The sequence below is a fragment of the Arthrobacter sp. S2(2024) genome (genome assembly GCF_036662515.1).
GTDB lineage: Bacteria > Actinomycetota > Actinomycetes > Actinomycetales > Micrococcaceae > Arthrobacter.
On sequence record NZ_JAYKZI010000004.1, the window covers coordinates 427,821 to 443,599 of the forward strand.

Annotated in this window: 12 protein-coding genes; all 12 read right to left on the reverse strand. The window is 63.2% G+C overall.

Annotation, left to right across the window (positions count from 1 at the left end; translation table 11 throughout):
* Positions 1–3: 3 nt before the first annotated feature.
* The 12 genes from VLA65_RS11440 to VLA65_RS11495 all read right to left on the reverse strand — a co-directional run bounded on the left by VLA65_RS11440 (position 4) and on the right by VLA65_RS11495 (position 15,692).
* Positions 4–2,160 (reverse strand): hypothetical protein, encoded by a 2,157-nt coding sequence (locus tag VLA65_RS11440; protein WP_332602568.1) that lies wholly within the window; start codon positions 2,158–2,160, stop codon positions 4–6.
* 256 nt (positions 2,161–2,416) lie between these two features.
* Positions 2,417–4,807 (reverse strand): glycoside hydrolase family 65 protein, encoded by a 2,391-nt coding sequence (locus VLA65_RS11445; protein WP_332602569.1) that lies wholly within the window; start codon positions 4,805–4,807, stop codon positions 2,417–2,419.
* A gap of 40 nt (positions 4,808–4,847) precedes the next feature.
* Positions 4,848–5,585 (reverse strand): HAD family hydrolase, encoded by a 738-nt coding sequence (locus VLA65_RS11450; RefSeq protein ID WP_284764054.1) that lies wholly within the window; start codon positions 5,583–5,585, stop codon positions 4,848–4,850.
* A 17-nt stretch (positions 5,586–5,602) separates the two neighbouring features.
* The gene (locus VLA65_RS11455) at positions 5,603–6,613 is read right to left on the reverse strand and encodes a LacI family DNA-binding transcriptional regulator (RefSeq protein WP_253257245.1); all 1,011 of its coding nucleotides are present in this window, start codon (positions 6,611–6,613) and stop codon (positions 5,603–5,605) included.
* Between the two features lie 154 nt (positions 6,614–6,767).
* Positions 6,768–7,385, reverse strand: a complete 618-nt coding sequence (locus VLA65_RS11460; RefSeq protein WP_059388420.1) for an alpha/beta hydrolase — start codon at positions 7,383–7,385, stop codon at positions 6,768–6,770.
* 75 nt (positions 7,386–7,460) lie between these two features.
* Complete coding sequence (locus VLA65_RS11465) at positions 7,461–8,675, reverse strand: metal-dependent hydrolase family protein (RefSeq protein ID WP_059388419.1); 1,215 nt, start codon at positions 8,673–8,675, stop codon at positions 7,461–7,463.
* Positions 8,676–8,692: 17 nt separating this feature from the next.
* A complete protein-coding gene (locus VLA65_RS11470) occupies positions 8,693–9,148 on the reverse strand; it encodes a hypothetical protein (RefSeq protein WP_059388418.1) in 456 nt (151 codons plus the stop codon).
* Positions 9,145–10,680 (reverse strand): helix-turn-helix domain-containing protein, encoded by a 1,536-nt coding sequence (locus VLA65_RS11475; RefSeq protein WP_332602570.1) that lies wholly within the window; start codon positions 10,678–10,680, stop codon positions 9,145–9,147. The genes VLA65_RS11470 and VLA65_RS11475 overlap by 4 nt, the downstream gene beginning before the upstream one ends.
* The gene (locus tag VLA65_RS11480) at positions 10,673–11,755 is read right to left on the reverse strand and encodes a DUF917 domain-containing protein (protein ID WP_284990760.1); all 1,083 of its coding nucleotides are present in this window, start codon (positions 11,753–11,755) and stop codon (positions 10,673–10,675) included. Before VLA65_RS11480 ends, VLA65_RS11475 begins: the two co-directional genes overlap by 8 nt.
* A complete protein-coding gene (locus VLA65_RS11485; protein ID WP_284990761.1) occupies positions 11,752–13,104 on the reverse strand; it encodes a methylhydantoinase in 1,353 nt (450 codons plus the stop codon). The genes VLA65_RS11480 and VLA65_RS11485 overlap by 4 nt, the downstream gene beginning before the upstream one ends.
* Positions 13,105–13,187: 83 nt before the next feature.
* The gene (locus VLA65_RS11490; RefSeq protein ID WP_059388414.1) at positions 13,188–14,171 is read right to left on the reverse strand and encodes an ABC transporter permease; all 984 of its coding nucleotides are present in this window, start codon (positions 14,169–14,171) and stop codon (positions 13,188–13,190) included.
* Between the two features lie 9 nt (positions 14,172–14,180).
* Positions 14,181–15,692, reverse strand: a complete 1,512-nt coding sequence (locus VLA65_RS11495) for a sugar ABC transporter ATP-binding protein (RefSeq protein WP_332602571.1) — start codon at positions 15,690–15,692, stop codon at positions 14,181–14,183.
* Positions 15,693–15,779 lie beyond the last annotated feature (87 nt).

The window sequence follows — 15,779 nt, forward strand, 5'->3', positions numbered from 1 at the left end:
TGCTCATCTGAGCACCCCTTGGGAGCTGGGCGTGAAAACGTTCTGTACGTTGCTGAACTGATCGTTTGTAAGGATGCCTTGGGTCATGACGGGGTTGAGGATCTGACCCGTGAAGCCTTCTCCGAGACGCGCAGGTCCGGAAGTGGAGGGAAGGCGGCTTTGGGTCGAGGTTGCGGCCGTGGTCCAGGTTGAAGTGGTACCTCCCGAGGTCACAGTAATGCGCAACTGTTGATTGACCTTGTCATAAACAGCGCAAATGAACATCCAGGCATTGTCCGACTGTGGCCGGGTCTGCACCTGTTCCAGCGTGTTGCCCGTGGTCCAGGTATCCAGCTCGGGCGAGCCCTTTGGATCCAGCCGCAGCGCCCCGCCCATGGCCCCGCTATCAGCAACCTGCGCTATCAGCGACTGGGTTGTTCCACCTGCTACTTTTGTGGGGCAGAACCATCCTGAGACGCTGAAGCTCTCCAGCGTATTCACTGCCAGCGACGCCGTCTCCCCGAACTGGCCTGGTGCCCCATTCAGTTGAAGGGCGTTCATTTTGGTGCTCCCGGGGTATCCCGCGCTCGTATCTCCCTGACAAGAACCGGTGGCTATAGGCCTGCCGCCGACTTGGGTAGCAACGGGCACCCAATTCCCTCCGCTCGGTGCGGTGATCGGGAGCACGGTCGTGGGCACGGGCACGGCATTTGCCACACTGAACCGATAGGTCGTCGGATTGCTAAAGCCGGCGTCGTTGAACGCCCAAACGCTTATAAAAGTGAAGTAATCAACAGACCCCACCGTCGCTGTCGCTTTCCGTCCTTCGGCCGGACAGACCACCACAAATTGCGCGACCCGAGGGGTGTCACAGCCGAGATTGACCGGGAATGACGAAACTGGAGCACCACTGACCGAGTAAATAAAACCCTTTGCCGGATACGTGCCCGGCTCACTAATGGTGAAATCGTATTGCCCTTCACCAACAGTCCCTCCGCCATTGACCGTACCCCAGTCACTTCCAGCGAAGGTCGTAATGCTCGTGGGCGGAGAGATGACCGGCGTCGCCGGCGGCATGAGTTGGCCCATGAAGTAACCCGAAACATCCGCAATCAGATCGGTGGTCCCGGCAGAACGATTGAACAACGTCACCTTCCCGTCAGCACCCACCGGCACCGTCACCGAGTTCGCCACCGTCTGACCAACACCGAAATTCACATTCGACGCATTCGGACGCTCAGTCCCGGAAGCAAACGCACTCACAAACCCGAACGACTTCGGCCCCGTCACCGTCAGATTGAACACCACAGCCGAAACATTCGCCGGAATCCCAGAAACTCCACCCACCTGGAACGACACAGGCCCATCAGCACCCACAGCCGAACCGCCACGCGTATCCAACATCCGTGAAGGAGCCAACGGCGCAAACGCACCCGGAACCACCGGAGCCCCGGACAGGTAACAGCCCGAGACGTCGGCAATCAGGTCGGTGGAACCGGCAGAACGATTGAACAACGTCACCTTCCCGTCAGCACCCACCGGCACCGTCACCGAGTTCGCCACCGTCTGACCAACACCGAAATTCACATTCGACGCATTCGGACGCTCAGTCCCGGAAGCAAACGCACTCACAAACCCGAACGACTTCGGCCCCGTCACCGTCAGATTGAACACCACAGCCGAAACATTCGCCGGAATCCCAGAAACTCCACCCACCTGGAACGACACAGGCCCATCAGCACCCACAGCCGAACCGCCACGCGTATCCAACATCCGTGAAGGAGCCAACGGCGCAAACGCACCCGGAACCACCGGAGCCCCGGACAGGTAATAGCCCGAGACGTCGGCAATCAGGTCGGTGGAACCGCCGGACCGGTTGAACAACGTCACCTTCCCGTCAGCACCCACCGGCACCGTCACCGAGTTCGCCACCGTCTGACCAACGCCGAAATTCACATTCGACGCGTTCGGACGCTCAGTCCCGGAAGCAAACGCACTCACAAACCCGAACGACTTCGGCCCCGTCACCGTCAGATTGAACACCACAGCCGAAACATTCGCCGGAATCCCCGAAACCCCACCCACCTGGAAGGACACAGGCGAATCAGCACCCACAGCCGAACCACCACGCGTATCCAGGGCGCGGAACGGTGAAAGCGACACAAAGGTGCCGGGGTCCACCGGTTCCGTTGGACCGCGCATTGCAGCAGATGCCGGGGAACTCTCCGGAACGCGAGCGGACGCTGGGAGGGCAGAAATCCCTATCGAGGCGAGCAATCCAAGCAGGACAGAGAAAACAGCCAAGAACCTTAATCCACGCACGCTCAAGGAGACCCCCAAATACCCCGACGGCATGGATCACCGTCATTTTTGCGACAATCTACCAGAAGCAAGACGCTGATGGACTGCGGGCCCCCGGCTGAGCTTGGGGGCCCGCCTAGACCCGCGCGCTCCCAATCACCGGAAGTCCCGCCGTCGGGAAGAGGCTCGGGAAGACCGACGGCGCGGGGACCGGCACTTCGTCGAGGGGCACGGTGACGGTCTCGACGCCGACGACGAGCCGCTCGCCGCGCACGCTGACCTCCAAAGGTGCGGAACCGGCGTCGGACCCTAGCCCAGGAGAACCTGCATCCGGAACCAGCGCAAGGCTGATGGTCGCCGGCCGCAGCTCGACGGACAACAGCCGCCCGCGGATCTTGAGCCGGAAGGACAGGCTGTCCCACTCGGCCGGCAACCGCGGATCGAAGTGCGGGACCTGGCCCTGGTCACGCATGCCCGCGAAACCGCACACCAGGGAACTCCAGATGCCGCCGGTGGACGCGATGTGCACGCCGTCAACGGTGTTGTGGTGCGTGTTGTCCAGGTCGATGAACAAGGCCTCGGTGAAGTGCTTGAGCGCGACGTCGGAGTAGCCCACCTCGGCCGCCATGATGCCCTGCACGCAGGCGGACAAGGTGGAGTCGCCGGTGGTGATGGGATCGTAGAAGTCGAACGCGCGCTGCTTTTCCTCGGCCGTGAAGTCCTGCCACTGGAGGAACATCGCCAGTACCGTATCCGCTTGCTTGAGGACCTGGTGCCGGTAGATCACGAGCGGGTGGAAGTTGAGCAGCAGCGGGTACTTCGACTTAGGGGTGTTCCAGTCCCACGGCTCCAGGGTCATGAAGTCGTTGTCCTGGCTGTAGATCTCCATGTCCGGATCGTAGGGAAGGGACATACGCGCGGCGGCCTGCTGCCACACCATCCGCTCGGTGTCGGGGACGTCCGGGTGTTCCAGTGCCGCAGCGGCCCGCAGGTTAAAGCGGGCCATGACGTTGGTGTAGAGGTTGTCGTTGACCACCGCCGTGTATTCATCCGGGCCGGTGACGCCGTGGATGTGGAACAAGCCGTCCTTGCCGAAGAAGCCCAGCGAAGCCCACATGCGGGCCGTCTCGATCAACAGGTCGGCGCCCACTTCGGCGCGGAAGCTCGCGTCACCGCTGGCCCACTGGTACCGGTTGGCGGCGAAGGAGATGGCGGCGGCGATGTGGAACTGCGCCGTGCCGGCGGCGTAGTACGCGCTGGCCTCGAGCCCGTTGATGGTGCGCCACGGGAATAGCGCACCGTCCACGCTGAGTTCCTTGGCCCGAATCCGGGCGTCGGGAAGCATGGCGTGGCGGGATTCCAGCACTTGGCGCGCGGCGGCCGGGTTGGTATAGGTCAAGTACGGCAGGAGGTACACCTCCTGGTCCCAGAAGTAGTGGCCCTCATAGCCGGAGCCGCTGACGCCCTTGGCCGGGATGCCCGCGACGCCGGCCCGCGCGGTGGCCTGGGCGAGCTGGAACAGGCTCCAGCGCACGGCCTGCTGCTGTTCGGGCTGGCCGCCAATGGTGATATCCGCCGTAGACCAGTAATCCCGGTAGTGCGCCGTGCCTTCGGCGAGGAGCGCGTCAAACGGCACGAGGCCCAATTCGGCGTCGGACGCGAGGATCTCGCCCGGGTCTGATTCGCTTGCATCGGCGCTGTTCACGACGTAGCTGACGCTCTTCTCCAAGCGGAACGTCTCGCCTTCATTCACGGCCATGACGTAGCGGACCGTTGACTCGTCCTCCCCCACCACGGTTTCGAAGGGCTGGCCTTCGGCGGATATCCAATGGTCCACGGCCATGCCGATGCGCTGCCGGGATTCAGCGGTTTCCCAAGCCATGCGCAGCGATCCGTCGGAGCCCTGGAGGTGGAGCGGAAGCAACACCCGGCCAGCGTGGCGGCCGGAGCGGCGGGGGTCGTGGGCCGAGTGGTCCTCCACAGGCTGGTCCTGCCGATTGATCACCAAGGACGTGATGTCAGCGGACACCTGGCGGTCTGCGGTGAGGCTCAGCTCGATGCCGAGGGAACCCCTTGAATCGATCCCGACGGCGCGGCGCTCCAGGGTGGTGACAATGGCGCCTGAACGGCACTCCCAGGTAACGGCGCATTCGTACACACCCGTGGCGAAGTCGATGCTGCGGCGGTAATTCTGCACCGCGGACTCTGTGAGGCTCAGCTGCTCGCCGTCGATGACAACGTTGAAGTTGTTGGCATCCGGCACATAGACGATCCTTTGTCCCGTGCGGGCGAAGCCATACGCGTTCTCGGCGTGCTTGATGTCCCACGTTTCGTGGAAACCGTTGATGAACGTGCCGGGGAGTTCGGCGTCCGCCCCGGCCCAATGGGCACCGCGGATGCCCAGGTGGCCGTTGCCGAGGCTGAAGAGGGTTTCGAGCGTACCGGCGTCGCCGGGAACGTGGATGCTCTCCACGAGCTTCCACGGTTCGCAGGGGAAGCGCAGCCGGTCGGAGCTGATGAGTGCCATGGACTGTTGGGTTCCTTCTGTTTCTGGTGAAACGGCTTGGTTAGAGGAGGTCATCGAGGTCGTCGACCACGAACGTTGCGCCGGCGTCGAGCAGGGTCTGGTGGCCGGCTCCCCGGTCCACCCCGATCACGGCGCGGAAGTTCCCGGCACTGCCGGCCTGCACGCCGGACACTGCGTCCTCGACGACGACGCAGCCCTCGGCGGGAACGTCCAGCAGTTCGGCGGCGTAACGGAACGTGGCCGGATCCGGCTTGCCGGGGAGCCCGACGGCGGCTGCCACCTGGCCGTCGACGACTACCGGGAAGTAGCCATCCAGTCCGGCCGCCTTCAGGACGGCGGGCGCGTTGCGGGAAGAGGACACGACGGCGAGCTTGAGTCCCAGCTCCAATGCGGCGTGGATGAAGCGGACGGAGCCCGCGTAGGGCTCGACGCCACGCGAATCCACGATCTCGTTGAAGATCCGGTTCTTGCGGTTGCCCAGGCCCTGCACGCTGGTGTTGGCGGGATCGTCGTCGGTGGGTCCTTCCGGCAACGTGATTCCACGGGAGGTGAGGAAATCACGCACGCCATCGAAGCGCGGCTTGCCGTCGATGTGGTCGAAGTAGTCGCTCTCCTGGTAGCCGTCCGGATGGCCCGTTTCGGCCAGGTAGCCGTCGAAGAGCTCCTGCCAAGCCTGCTCATGCACCACGGCGGTGGGCGTCAGCACGCCGTCGAGGTCGAAAAGGAGCGCGGTAGCGCCCGTCCAGGCGGTCTTCTGGGTGGCTCGGGTATCAGTCATGGTGTGGAGTGGTCCGTTCAGCGCTGGCGGCGCGTGGTTTTGCGTTCAATGAGTTTCGTGTCAAGGAAATGGTGGGAGGGTTCGTTGGGGGCGTCGGCGTTCTGGAGCCGGTCCACCAGGAGGTTGGCGGCGAAGGCACCCTGGTCCGCCACTGGCTGCGCCACCGTGCTCAGGCCGAGGAACCAGCTCATGGGGTGGTCGTCGATTCCAATCACGGAGACATTCTTTGGTGCGGACAGCCCATGCTCTCGCAAGGCCATCAGTGCCCCGAACGCCGCCTCGTCACAGTGTGCGAAGACCGCGGTGGGAAGGCTTCTGTGGGCAATGAGTTCGTTCATGGCTATACGGCCGCCGTCGATCGTGGAATCCGAATTGATGACCAAGTCCGGATGAACAGTCAGGTGATGGTCCTTCAATGCACGGCTGAATCCCTTGAGCCTGTCGCTGGCCGTCAACACCGAGTTCTCCTGGGTTTCGCGGCCGGAAAGCACCGCCAGATCCCAATGGCCCAGCCCCAGCAGGTGGGAGGTGGCCTGCCAAGCTGCGAGTTCGTCGTCGATCCCTACGTTGTCCCACGGTACGGAAGTCATCCCCACGCTCGCAACTGCAAGGCCGGACGCGGCCAGGAGGGCAACCTCGGATTCGCTCAAATCGACGTTGAGGAGCAGCACGCCATCCACGCGTTGGGACAGTCCAAGGAGGTCGCCAAAGATCTTCCGCTTGACGCTCGACTTGCCGCGCAGGCTGATCAGGACGGTGTCGAAACCGCTGTCTCCGAACACTTCCTCGGCCGCCTCAACGGCCTGGGCGAAGAACCACGCGGTGGCGGTAGGAGTGATGATGGCGATGGAACCGGTATTTCCGCCGGCCAGCCGGGCCGCCGCGGAGGATGCCTTGTAGCCGAGCTTGGCTGCGGCGTCGGCCACTTTGGCTTGTGCTTTTTCGGACACGTTCGGCAGGTTCCGCAGGGCGCGTGAAACGGTGCAGATGGACAAGCCCGAGAGGACGGCAACGTCCTGGATTGTCACGCGGTGAGCCTTAACCATTCAACACGGCCTCAACCCTTTCATCTTCTGGATTTGGCGGCACATCCTTGCACCGCCGAAGAAGAGTGTAAGCGCTTACAATTTTGGCAATCAAGAGTTGTTTTCCGGCATCCCCGAATGTGACGCGGACCTCACTTCAACGAAGGACGTAAAACCGCAGAAACGCGCTCACATCCGCCATTTCCCGGGCCTCGATCCGATGGCCCATGCCGGGGTAGGTTCTCGAGGTGAGAGCCATGTTCTTGTTGAGCCATTCCTCGGTGTGCTCAATGGCATCCCTGAAGATCACGGGATCGGCTTTGTCCCTGCCCCAGAAGAACGGCGGCGGCGAATCGAAGGACTCGCTGAGCGCCAGAAGGTCGTTTTCCAGCACGAATCCGGAGAGGCCCACTGTCGCTTTGAAGCCTTCCGGACGGAGACGCAGAAGCGTGCTGGCCATGGCCATGCCTTGGGAATAGCCCAGGAGGCTCACGCTGCTGTGATTCCGCTTGACGGAGTCGATCCAGGCGAAGACCTTGTTAGTGGCCGTGATGACGTCCGCGAAGTCGTTGGCGAGGAAGTAGTCCAGCAGGAACCAGCCGTAGTGGTCCCCTATCGCCACGGGCCCACGGAGCGCAGCGCAAGTGAATTCTTTGGGGAGCTGCGGAAAGAGATTCACCATTCGCTGCTCGTCCGTGCCGTATCCGTGCATCATCACCAGGAGCGGCGTCCCTGCGCGCTCATTTTCCGGTCTGGACCAGACGACAGTTTCCATGGGCCACAGCTTAGTGGGGGCCGGCGGCCCGTTCGACCGCACGGGCCTCGGTTCAAGGCCGCCTCTAGCGGCTGGCTACTGCCTTGTGATGACCTGTCCGGCCTTGATGACCGTACGTGTGCGACTTTCGTCCCAGAGCACCGACGGTTCATCGACAGGGTTTCCGTCCAGGATGACCAGGTCTCCAAAGGCTCCTTCGGCTATGCGGCCCAGGTCATCGCGACGCAACAGGGCTGCGTTGGTCGATGTCGCAGAGCGGAGCGCATCGTAGACACCCAGTGCTTCGCATTGCAGGCGGAGCCCGGCCAATTGCTCGTCCTCCAGCTCCCCCATGAGGTCGGTACCAAATCCAATTCGGACCCCCGCGTCGCGTGCTAACACGACGGCATTCCGGCCGGCATTCAGCACTTCCCGGTTCTTGGCCGCCCCTATCTCCGTGAGACCGATTTCTTCGCCGCGCCGTGCCATCGCGTCGTAGGTCGCCAAAGTCGGAACCAGGTAGACCTCATTGTCAGCCATCAAGCGGGCAGTTTCGGCGTCCAGCAGATTGCCGTGCTCAATACAGCGCACCCCGTTGAGCACCGAATGGCGGATGGCCTCGGGCGAGTAAGCGTGGGCCGTCGCATAACTGCCCCGGCGGGAGGCCTCTTCCGTTACAGTGCGGATTTCGGCCGAGCTGTACTGCGGAACCCTGATGGGGTCGACGGGCGAAATGACTCCGCCGGACGTCATGAGCTTGATGGCCGTGGCTCCGGTGCGGAAGCGGTTGCGCACGGCCCGCAGAAGCTCATCCTCGCCGTCCACCACTTCGCACATGTGGCCGCCATGGAAGCACCCGCCGTCGTCCGCGGCCCGGATGTCACCGTGGCCACCTGTCTGGCTCAGGGCCGGTCCGGTAAAGAAGTACCTCGGACCTGCGTACAAGCCTTCGTCGATGGCATTGGCAAGGCCTATGTCTCCCCCGGCCACGTCACGGACGCTCGTGAAGCCCCGGTTCAAGGCTGCCCCAAGTCGCCGGGCCCCTGCGAGCGCAGAGTAGCTCAACGGCCCCGTTTCGTTCTTGGCGGCAGTCAAGCTGAGCGCGTAGGCATGGAAATGCGCATCGATGAGCCCGGGAATCACGGTACGGCCGTCGGCGTCAACGATTTTTCCGGCCTCTTCCACGTCTCGCCCCACTTCGGTGATCCGGCCCTCGCGGACCGTGATGGAGCCTTCGATCAGGTTCCGGGTCTCGCCATCGAAGATGAGGGCGTTCCGGATGGTCAGTGTTCCCGGCGGCGTAGTGGTCACGTGTGGAGATTCCTTTCCTAGTTAGTGGTGGCAATCGCTTGTTCGAACAGCGGGACAGAGCGCTGGGCGATGTCCACGGCCGCATCCACCGATGTCTGCCCGTAGCTACCCTCAGCGGCAAGGAAGTTCATGGATCCGATGGTCTCACCGTTGCTTACCACTGGAACGTTGACGATGGCGCCGCAACCCAGCGACTCAATGGTCGCGGAGTCGAAGAAGAATGCCCGGACTGCTTCCTTGTCCGCCCCAAGGAACGGCTGCTGGCCCTTGAGGACCTGCTCGAGCCACACCGGGTTGGTGTCCCCGCCCAGGGTCTTCCTTCCGCCCACGGGGTAGACCCCCGGGTGGCTTGTGTAAATGCGCGCCATGCTGGTGCCTGCGTCGGCGACTACGGAAGCGGTGAACAGGATGACGCCGGGCGTTTCCTGTGCGGCGGCATAGACATCGTCAAAGTTTTCGAACTGGGAACTCATGGGAGTCCTTTCTGGTTATAGCCGGGATTGGCGGAACTCGTCTTGTTGTGGATTGAGCGACGAAGTGTGCTGAGGATGAGATGGACGGACAAGAGCTTGGCTGGGGTGTCGAGGGGGACGCCCAGTTCGCGGGCACGGTTTAGCCGGCTCTGCAGGGTGTTCCGGTGCAGGTCAAGGGAGCTTGCTGCGAGGCTGACGGAGCCGTGGTGGTCGAGGAAGGCCCCTGCAGCCGCAATGACGAGGTCTCTGTCCGGGCTGGCCATGAGCAGCGGCAGCGTCAGTTCGGCCACGAGCAGGACCGAGTCCTCATCGACGAACGTCGCGGCCGCCGCAACGTCGAGGTTGGCGAAGCCTGCCACGGTGCCGGGTCCCGTCGAGAGAGCGGATTCAGCGGCCAAACGGGATTCACGGACGATATTCGGCAGTGCCACGGGTTCCTCGCGCCACCGAGAGAGTCCTGCCCCCAGCCCCAGTTCCTCTAAAGACTTCCCGAGACGGACCCGGATCCGCGCTTCGAGCTGGTCCGCCGACTCTTGGTAACTGACGGGAACAAGGGCGAGCCAGCCACCGTGGACTTCGGCCAGGGGGCTGCGGACTGTGACCTTCCGCCAGAGCAACCGCAGCACCGCTGTGAGCTCCGGGCGATGAGCTTCCAACGACGCCCTGCGGATCCACACGGCCACATATTGCTCCTCCCCACGCCAGCCCAGCTGGGAGAGCAAGTGCCGGTGACGTTCCACGAACGTGGTCCAGGAGGAGCCGGGGTCGTGGTTCAAGCCGACAAGGGCCGCCGTGGGTACTGCACGCGCAGTGTCGAGGACATCTCCCAACAGCCACGCAGCGTTTACCGACGGCGTTGCCACCTCGAGGATCGACCGGACGAGCTGCAGGTTGTGGACTCCGGATCTTGGTACCCTCGCGGTGAGCCTGGACGGGATGGAGCTATTCGAACCGCGAACATCCACGGTGATGATTTCGACTGCCTCCCGGGTGGGCGTTCCCGCGGACGCCAGGCTCACGCCGTCGTACTCCAGCAAGATTTCAATACCGTCCAGCTCCCTGGAGATGGTATTCAGGACAGCTCCCAAGGTCGTGTCCTTCGCGACCGCTCGGGCAAACCGCGCCAGCTCAGCGTCCACCACGGAAAGGGCAGCGCCGATTTCAGCGGCGAGTGCGAGGGCAATGCCTGACGTGTCGCCCTCGGCGGCCAGCAAGGTGATACCCAGCCGCTCGGCGAGGCCGATCACTGCGCTGGAGTAGGTACTTCCAGCGACGACGACGGCGCTGGCCTTCCGCTCCCAGGCGTGCCGCAGAGCTGCGGACACCAGCCAGCCGCCGGAGCCCATCTCCGCTGAAAGGACGATGACGGTGTTGGGCCGCACCCGCTGGATGGCATCGAGCTGGGAGACAAGAACGACGCCATCGATTGCCGCGCTGGACGGAGTGAGATACAGCGGGGTGGTGCCGCGGAGGGAGCCGTGCGCCAGGAGCGCGGCGACATCCAGATGGTTCTCGCTTTTCGACCTACGCATGTTGCCGCCTTGGGTGCTCGATCGGAATACCAAAGGCCTTTGGTTCAGCAAGATCAAGGCCTGCCTCCGAGTACCACTGCGCCGCGGCCTTGATCTTCAGGACGTCAATGACATCGCCCACCCGCACATCGTCGATGTTGACGACCGTGCCGTGCTCGGAGTTGAGCAGCGAGACGATGTCCGGGACGGCAGCTGCGATGGCGCCGTCGACGAGGGCCAGCAAGATTTCGTTCTGGATCTCCAAGCGGATGATCTGCCCGGATCGTTCGTCCACGAGCGTCACGCTGGACGGCAGCGCCGGAAGGCCTAGGTCCGAAGGGCGCGACAGGCCTTCGACGTGACTCACCCGGGCCCGGGCAATCCGGGTGGCACCCAGAAATTCAGCGAGCTGCTGGAACTTGCGTCCAACCGACGTTTCGCCGTCGAGAATCTCCCCGATTCGGATCATCCGGCTGATGGAGCCGTGGACTCCGTGCTCGCGCATTTGGCCCGCTGAGCACGGATACATGGCTGTAGCGGCCCACCCACCCATCTCCGTGACGAGTGCCCGCACCAGGGTTTCGGCCCGCTGCGGGTTCTCAGCCTCCACCACAGCCCGTTCGCCGGTAACTCCCATGAGGGCGATCGGACTGATGGGGACGTGGCCGATGTTCAGCGTTGTTTGGCTGATCAAGGGAAATACACGGCCCATGGGGTCGGAATCAATCACCGGCAGCGAGGACTGCAGCCCGACCATAAGGGGAACAATTCCGTTGATGTTGGCGGCGGCGAGCGAATAGATCGCCCGCACCTGCCGGCCAAGGTTGGCCTCGATGGCACGGATGCACCCGATGAACTCATCACCTACAGGAGGCATATCCGCGATGAGGAGACCCTGAGTGACCATTCCGATCGCAACCACGAGGTCATCGGGGGCCAGCTCGTCAATCGAGATGAGTTCCAACACGCGGTTTTCCATGGCCCTTTCAATCATCTCCGCGTAAACGTAGATGGCTGTCGGGTCGATGGTGCAGGCCAGGAAGTGGGCGCCGGTCCGCAGGTGCCGGACATCCTCCACCGTCAGCAGGGCGCTCATCGAATGACACCCTCTTCCGCCCCGAAGGGTGCCCGTCCTTGTATTTCGGGGGCATCTTCAATCGTGTCCCCGGAGGCTTCACCAGCGGCTTGGACCCTGATCCGCACGATGCCGGGGTTGCCATACGGCATGGCATAGACGTTCGATTCAATGATCCGCGTGAGCCCGGGGCTCGCCCCCAACTGAACGGCTGCCGACTCGGCATCTTCTTCCGCGCGACGCTGCACCAACTGGAGGTCCGCCCGACCGCTAACAGTCTCCAACCTGTCGATCCAGGCGGTCAGGGGCGCGACGGCGGAGCCCACCTGCGCGGCGTCGTGCTCAGCTGCCAGCGTGGGAACCAGCCCGAACGGGAGCGGGGTGTCCTGCCCGCTTCGGAGGTCCGCAACCACCGAGGGGACCGCAGGGCGGACCGGATGGTCGGCCGTGTACGGTTCGACGACGGCGGCGTTGCTGGCGAGGCTCGCCTCGTACCCTTGGCGGATGACGCTTCGCGTAGCAGGGAGACCCCCGCGGATTTGGCCCACGGTGACCCCAGAGTCCGCACAGATGACGACCTCCCCATCCGGGGCGCCGGCCAAGGTAGCCGCGCCGAGGATCTGCATAGCGGGTTCGGGGCGCAACCCGTGAATCGGAATCACTGCCAGCCGCGCGAGCGGCGCGCGGCCGCCGTCGTTCTTGGCGAACCACATCGTGGCGGAGGGAAAATGCCGCCGTCCCGACGCTTCCAGCATCGCGACCAGGTCCTCTCCTGTTTCCATGAGGGCGCTGTTGAGGATGGCTGTGTAGTCACGGTCGCGGAAAACACTGGAATAGAAGTCGCTGGAGATGCTGATGCGCATTTCGCTGTCACTGGACAGGATGGCATCGGCAATGCGCGTTTCGTGATCCTTCGACGCTGTCGACCCCACGGAGGTGATTGCAATGTTCCGTACGTCTCCGGAGAGGATGTCCGGAAGTTCGGCCAGGAAAGCCTCCAAACCTAGCGGAGCGAGGGGGCGTCCTCGCAGGTCGTGGCCTCCGCCGACGTGGACTGTCCGGGCCACCACGGGTACCACGAGTGCCGGCAGCCCAGTCACGTGGAACGCGTCCGCAGGCGGGCGGGGCGAAATCCGGATCGCGATGACCGAGGCTAGTTTCCGCGCAGCGAGGACGCTTCCGGCGTCGGAGGTAATATCCGTTACTTTCGTAATTTCCGCACCAAGCTCGTGGCGAAGCTCTTCGAAGGTGGTGTCGACGGCCTCCGCAAGCGTGCTGCATCGCTCCGCAGCCGCGGCGGCCACCACGCTGTGCCCGTCGAGCACCAAGGTCCGGCAGCTTGTTCCCTGCAACCGCAGCCCTATGCGCATTGTTCGGCCTCCTGTTCAGCCTGCCGCAGTTCCCTCACCGGGTCATGACCATGTTCCATGTATATAGCGTCCCCCGATAGGGCCTAGCCCGTGCGCTTGCGGAAGAACAATCCGTCCGCGGCGACTGCAAGCAGGATGAGGACGCCGGTGACAACCTGCTGGTAGGTGGTGTCCCAGTGGAGCAGGTTGAAGCCGTTGCCGATGACGGTCAGGATCATGACTCCGACGAATGCCCGCCACATAGCACCGTGTCCGCCGAGAATGCTGGTGCCTCCGATGACCACGGCGGCAATGGCCGTGAGTTCGATGCCGATGGCCATGGCTGGCTGGGCTGAGCCTGCGCGCGAAGCAAGAATCATGCCGGCCATCGCGGAGCACAGGCCGCTGATGGCAAAGACGGCGACGTGGATGGAACCGGTGCGGATACCGCTAAGGCGTGCCGCTTCCTTGTTGCCGCCCACGGCGTAAATCCTGCGGCCAAACGTAGTGCGCCAGAGGACGATGCCTAGGACGATCGTCATGGCTACCATGAGCACGGAGCCCGCAGTGAGGCCGAAGAGACTGGGCCAGGTCCACGTCTGGAAGGCGGCAAGTTGCTCGGGCAGCGGCGCGACGATGGCTCCGCCCGTGATCACGATGGCCAGGCCGCGGTAAATGATGCTCACCGCCAGCGTGCCTATGAAGGAATTCACCTTCGTACTGACCACGATCAGGCCGGTGACGGTTCCCAGGGCGGCTCCCACCAACAATGCGCCGACGAATCCCGCGATCACCCCTAAGTGCTGGGTGATCATCACTCCGGCGATGGCGGAGACAGCCAAGTTTGCGGTGGAGGAAAGATCGAAGACACCGCTGACGATGCACAGTGTGGCGGCAGCGGCCAACAGTCCCACGATGGCAGCTTGGTCGAACAGGTTGATGAAATTTCGGCCCGTGAGGAACGTTCCGGTATTGAGGGTCAGTAGCAGCATGATGGCGATCAGTCCGAAGACGATCCCGAAATCCCTGACATTGAGCTTGAATTTCTTCTCGGCCGGCTCGGACACGGCAGCAGTAACTGTGGTCATTTGATTCACCTATTTCAGAAATGCGGAAGCCATGACTTCATCGCGGGAGGCGTTCCGGTCGAATTCAGCAACGATGCGGCCTTGCCTCATGACATGGATACGGTGGGATAGGCCGATGACTTCCTCGAGTTCGGAGCTGACAACGACGACAGCCGTGCCCTTTGCTGCGAGGTCAGCGATCATGCCGTGGATGCGAGCCTTGGCCGCGATGTCGACACCACGCGTGGGTTCGTCCACCAGCAGCACCGCCGGAGGATTGAGCAGCCACTTGGCGAAGAGCGCCTTCTGCTGGTTTCCTCCGGACAAATCGGCAATTAGCGAGCCGCGGCGGGCGCCGCGCAGGTCGACGGAATGGCTGATTTCGGATACGGCTGCCTTTTCCCGGGCTACCCTGACGAAACCGCCCAGTGATCGGCCCGACAAGGTGGAAAGAGCGATGTTTTCGTCCACCGGCCGGCACATGACTAGGCCCTGTTCTTTCCGCGACTCGGGGACGAGGGCCATTCCGGCTTTGATGGCTTGCCGGATGGAGTTGGCACGGAGGCGTCGGCCGTTGATCTGGACATATCCACTGGTGGTTCGATCAGCACCGAACATGGCGAGCAGGGTCTCGCTGCGGCCACTGCCCACCAGGCCAGCGATACCCAGGATTTCGCCTTGGCGGACCGTGAAGGAGACGTCTTTCACTTTTGAGCTGCTCAGTCCCGCCACTTGGACCACCGTTCTTGCTTCCGGGGGTACCGGCCGAACCTCCGGAATGAGGAAATCGACCTCCCTGCCGACCATCAGGCCGACGAGCGACTCGGGCGTGTGCCCCGAGGCGTCCTCAGTGGTGATGTGCTGTCCGTCGCGGAGAATGGTCACTCGGTCCACTAGACCCAGGACTTCCTCCAGATAGTGCGATACGAGGATGACGGTGGTGCCTAAACGCGCGAGGCTCCTGATCACCTTCAACAGCTTTGCTTTCTCGGCCTCGTTCAGGACCGCCGTCGGCTCGTCCATGCACAGCACCTTGGCGCCACGGGCGAGGGCTTTCAGGATTTCGACCTGCTGCTGCTGACCGATCGGGAGGTCCCCCGCCATCGCCCGGGGGTCAAGCTCAAAGCCGGTCTCGGCCAGGAGGCGCTCCAAGTGATCGGCGTCCCGCCGCGAACGGAGCAGGCTTCCTGTGTTGGCCCATCGGCCCAGGAAGACGTTCTCCAGCACTGAAAGGCCAGGAACGAGTGCCAGCTCTTGGGATATAAGGGATATTCCTTGTGCGATGGCGTCCCTGGGCTCGGCGATCTTCACCTCCCGGTCATCAAGCTTGACGACGCCGAAATCTGCCGCGATGGCGCCGCCGAGGATCTTCAGCAGCGTGCTCTTGCCAGCACCGTTTTCCCCCATGATGCCGTGGATTTCCCCCGGAGCCACCGACAACGTGATATCGCGGAGCACAGTGCTGGCACCGTACCGCTTTCCGATTCCGGAGACGGTGATTTCCGGAGCGGCACTCCGATTGACTCGCTCTGGTGTATCCAACTGTTGTATAGCCATATTGACCTCGGGAGATGGAATGGACGTTTGGCCGGTCCTGCCGGGACCGGGGCGGGGGCTCCTGCCCTGCCG

Coding starts and splice junctions, on each gene's coding strand:
- VLA65_RS11450 (WP_284764054.1), bottom strand. CDS start 5,585: ATGACTGATACCCGAGCCACCCAGAAGACCGCCTGGACGGGCGCTACC.
- VLA65_RS11485 (WP_284990761.1), bottom strand. CDS start 13,104: ATGCGCATAGGGCTGCGGTTGCAGGGAACAAGCTGCCGGACCTTGGTG.
- VLA65_RS11460 (WP_059388420.1), bottom strand. CDS start 7,385: ATGGAAACTGTCGTCTGGTCCAGACCGGAAAATGAGCGCGCAGGGACG.
- VLA65_RS11470 (WP_059388418.1), bottom strand. CDS start 9,148: ATGAGTTCCCAGTTCGAAAACTTTGACGATGTCTATGCCGCCGCACAG.
- VLA65_RS11475 (WP_332602570.1), bottom strand. CDS start 10,680: ATGCGTAGGTCGAAAAGCGAGAACCATCTGGATGTCGCCGCGCTCCTG.
- VLA65_RS11480 (WP_284990760.1), bottom strand. CDS start 11,755: ATGAGCGCCCTGCTGACGGTGGAGGATGTCCGGCACCTGCGGACCGGC.
- VLA65_RS11445 (WP_332602569.1), bottom strand. CDS start 4,807: ATGGCACTCATCAGCTCCGACCGGCTGCGCTTCCCCTGCGAACCGTGG.
- VLA65_RS11490 (WP_059388414.1), bottom strand. CDS start 14,171: ATGACCACAGTTACTGCTGCCGTGTCCGAGCCGGCCGAGAAGAAATTC.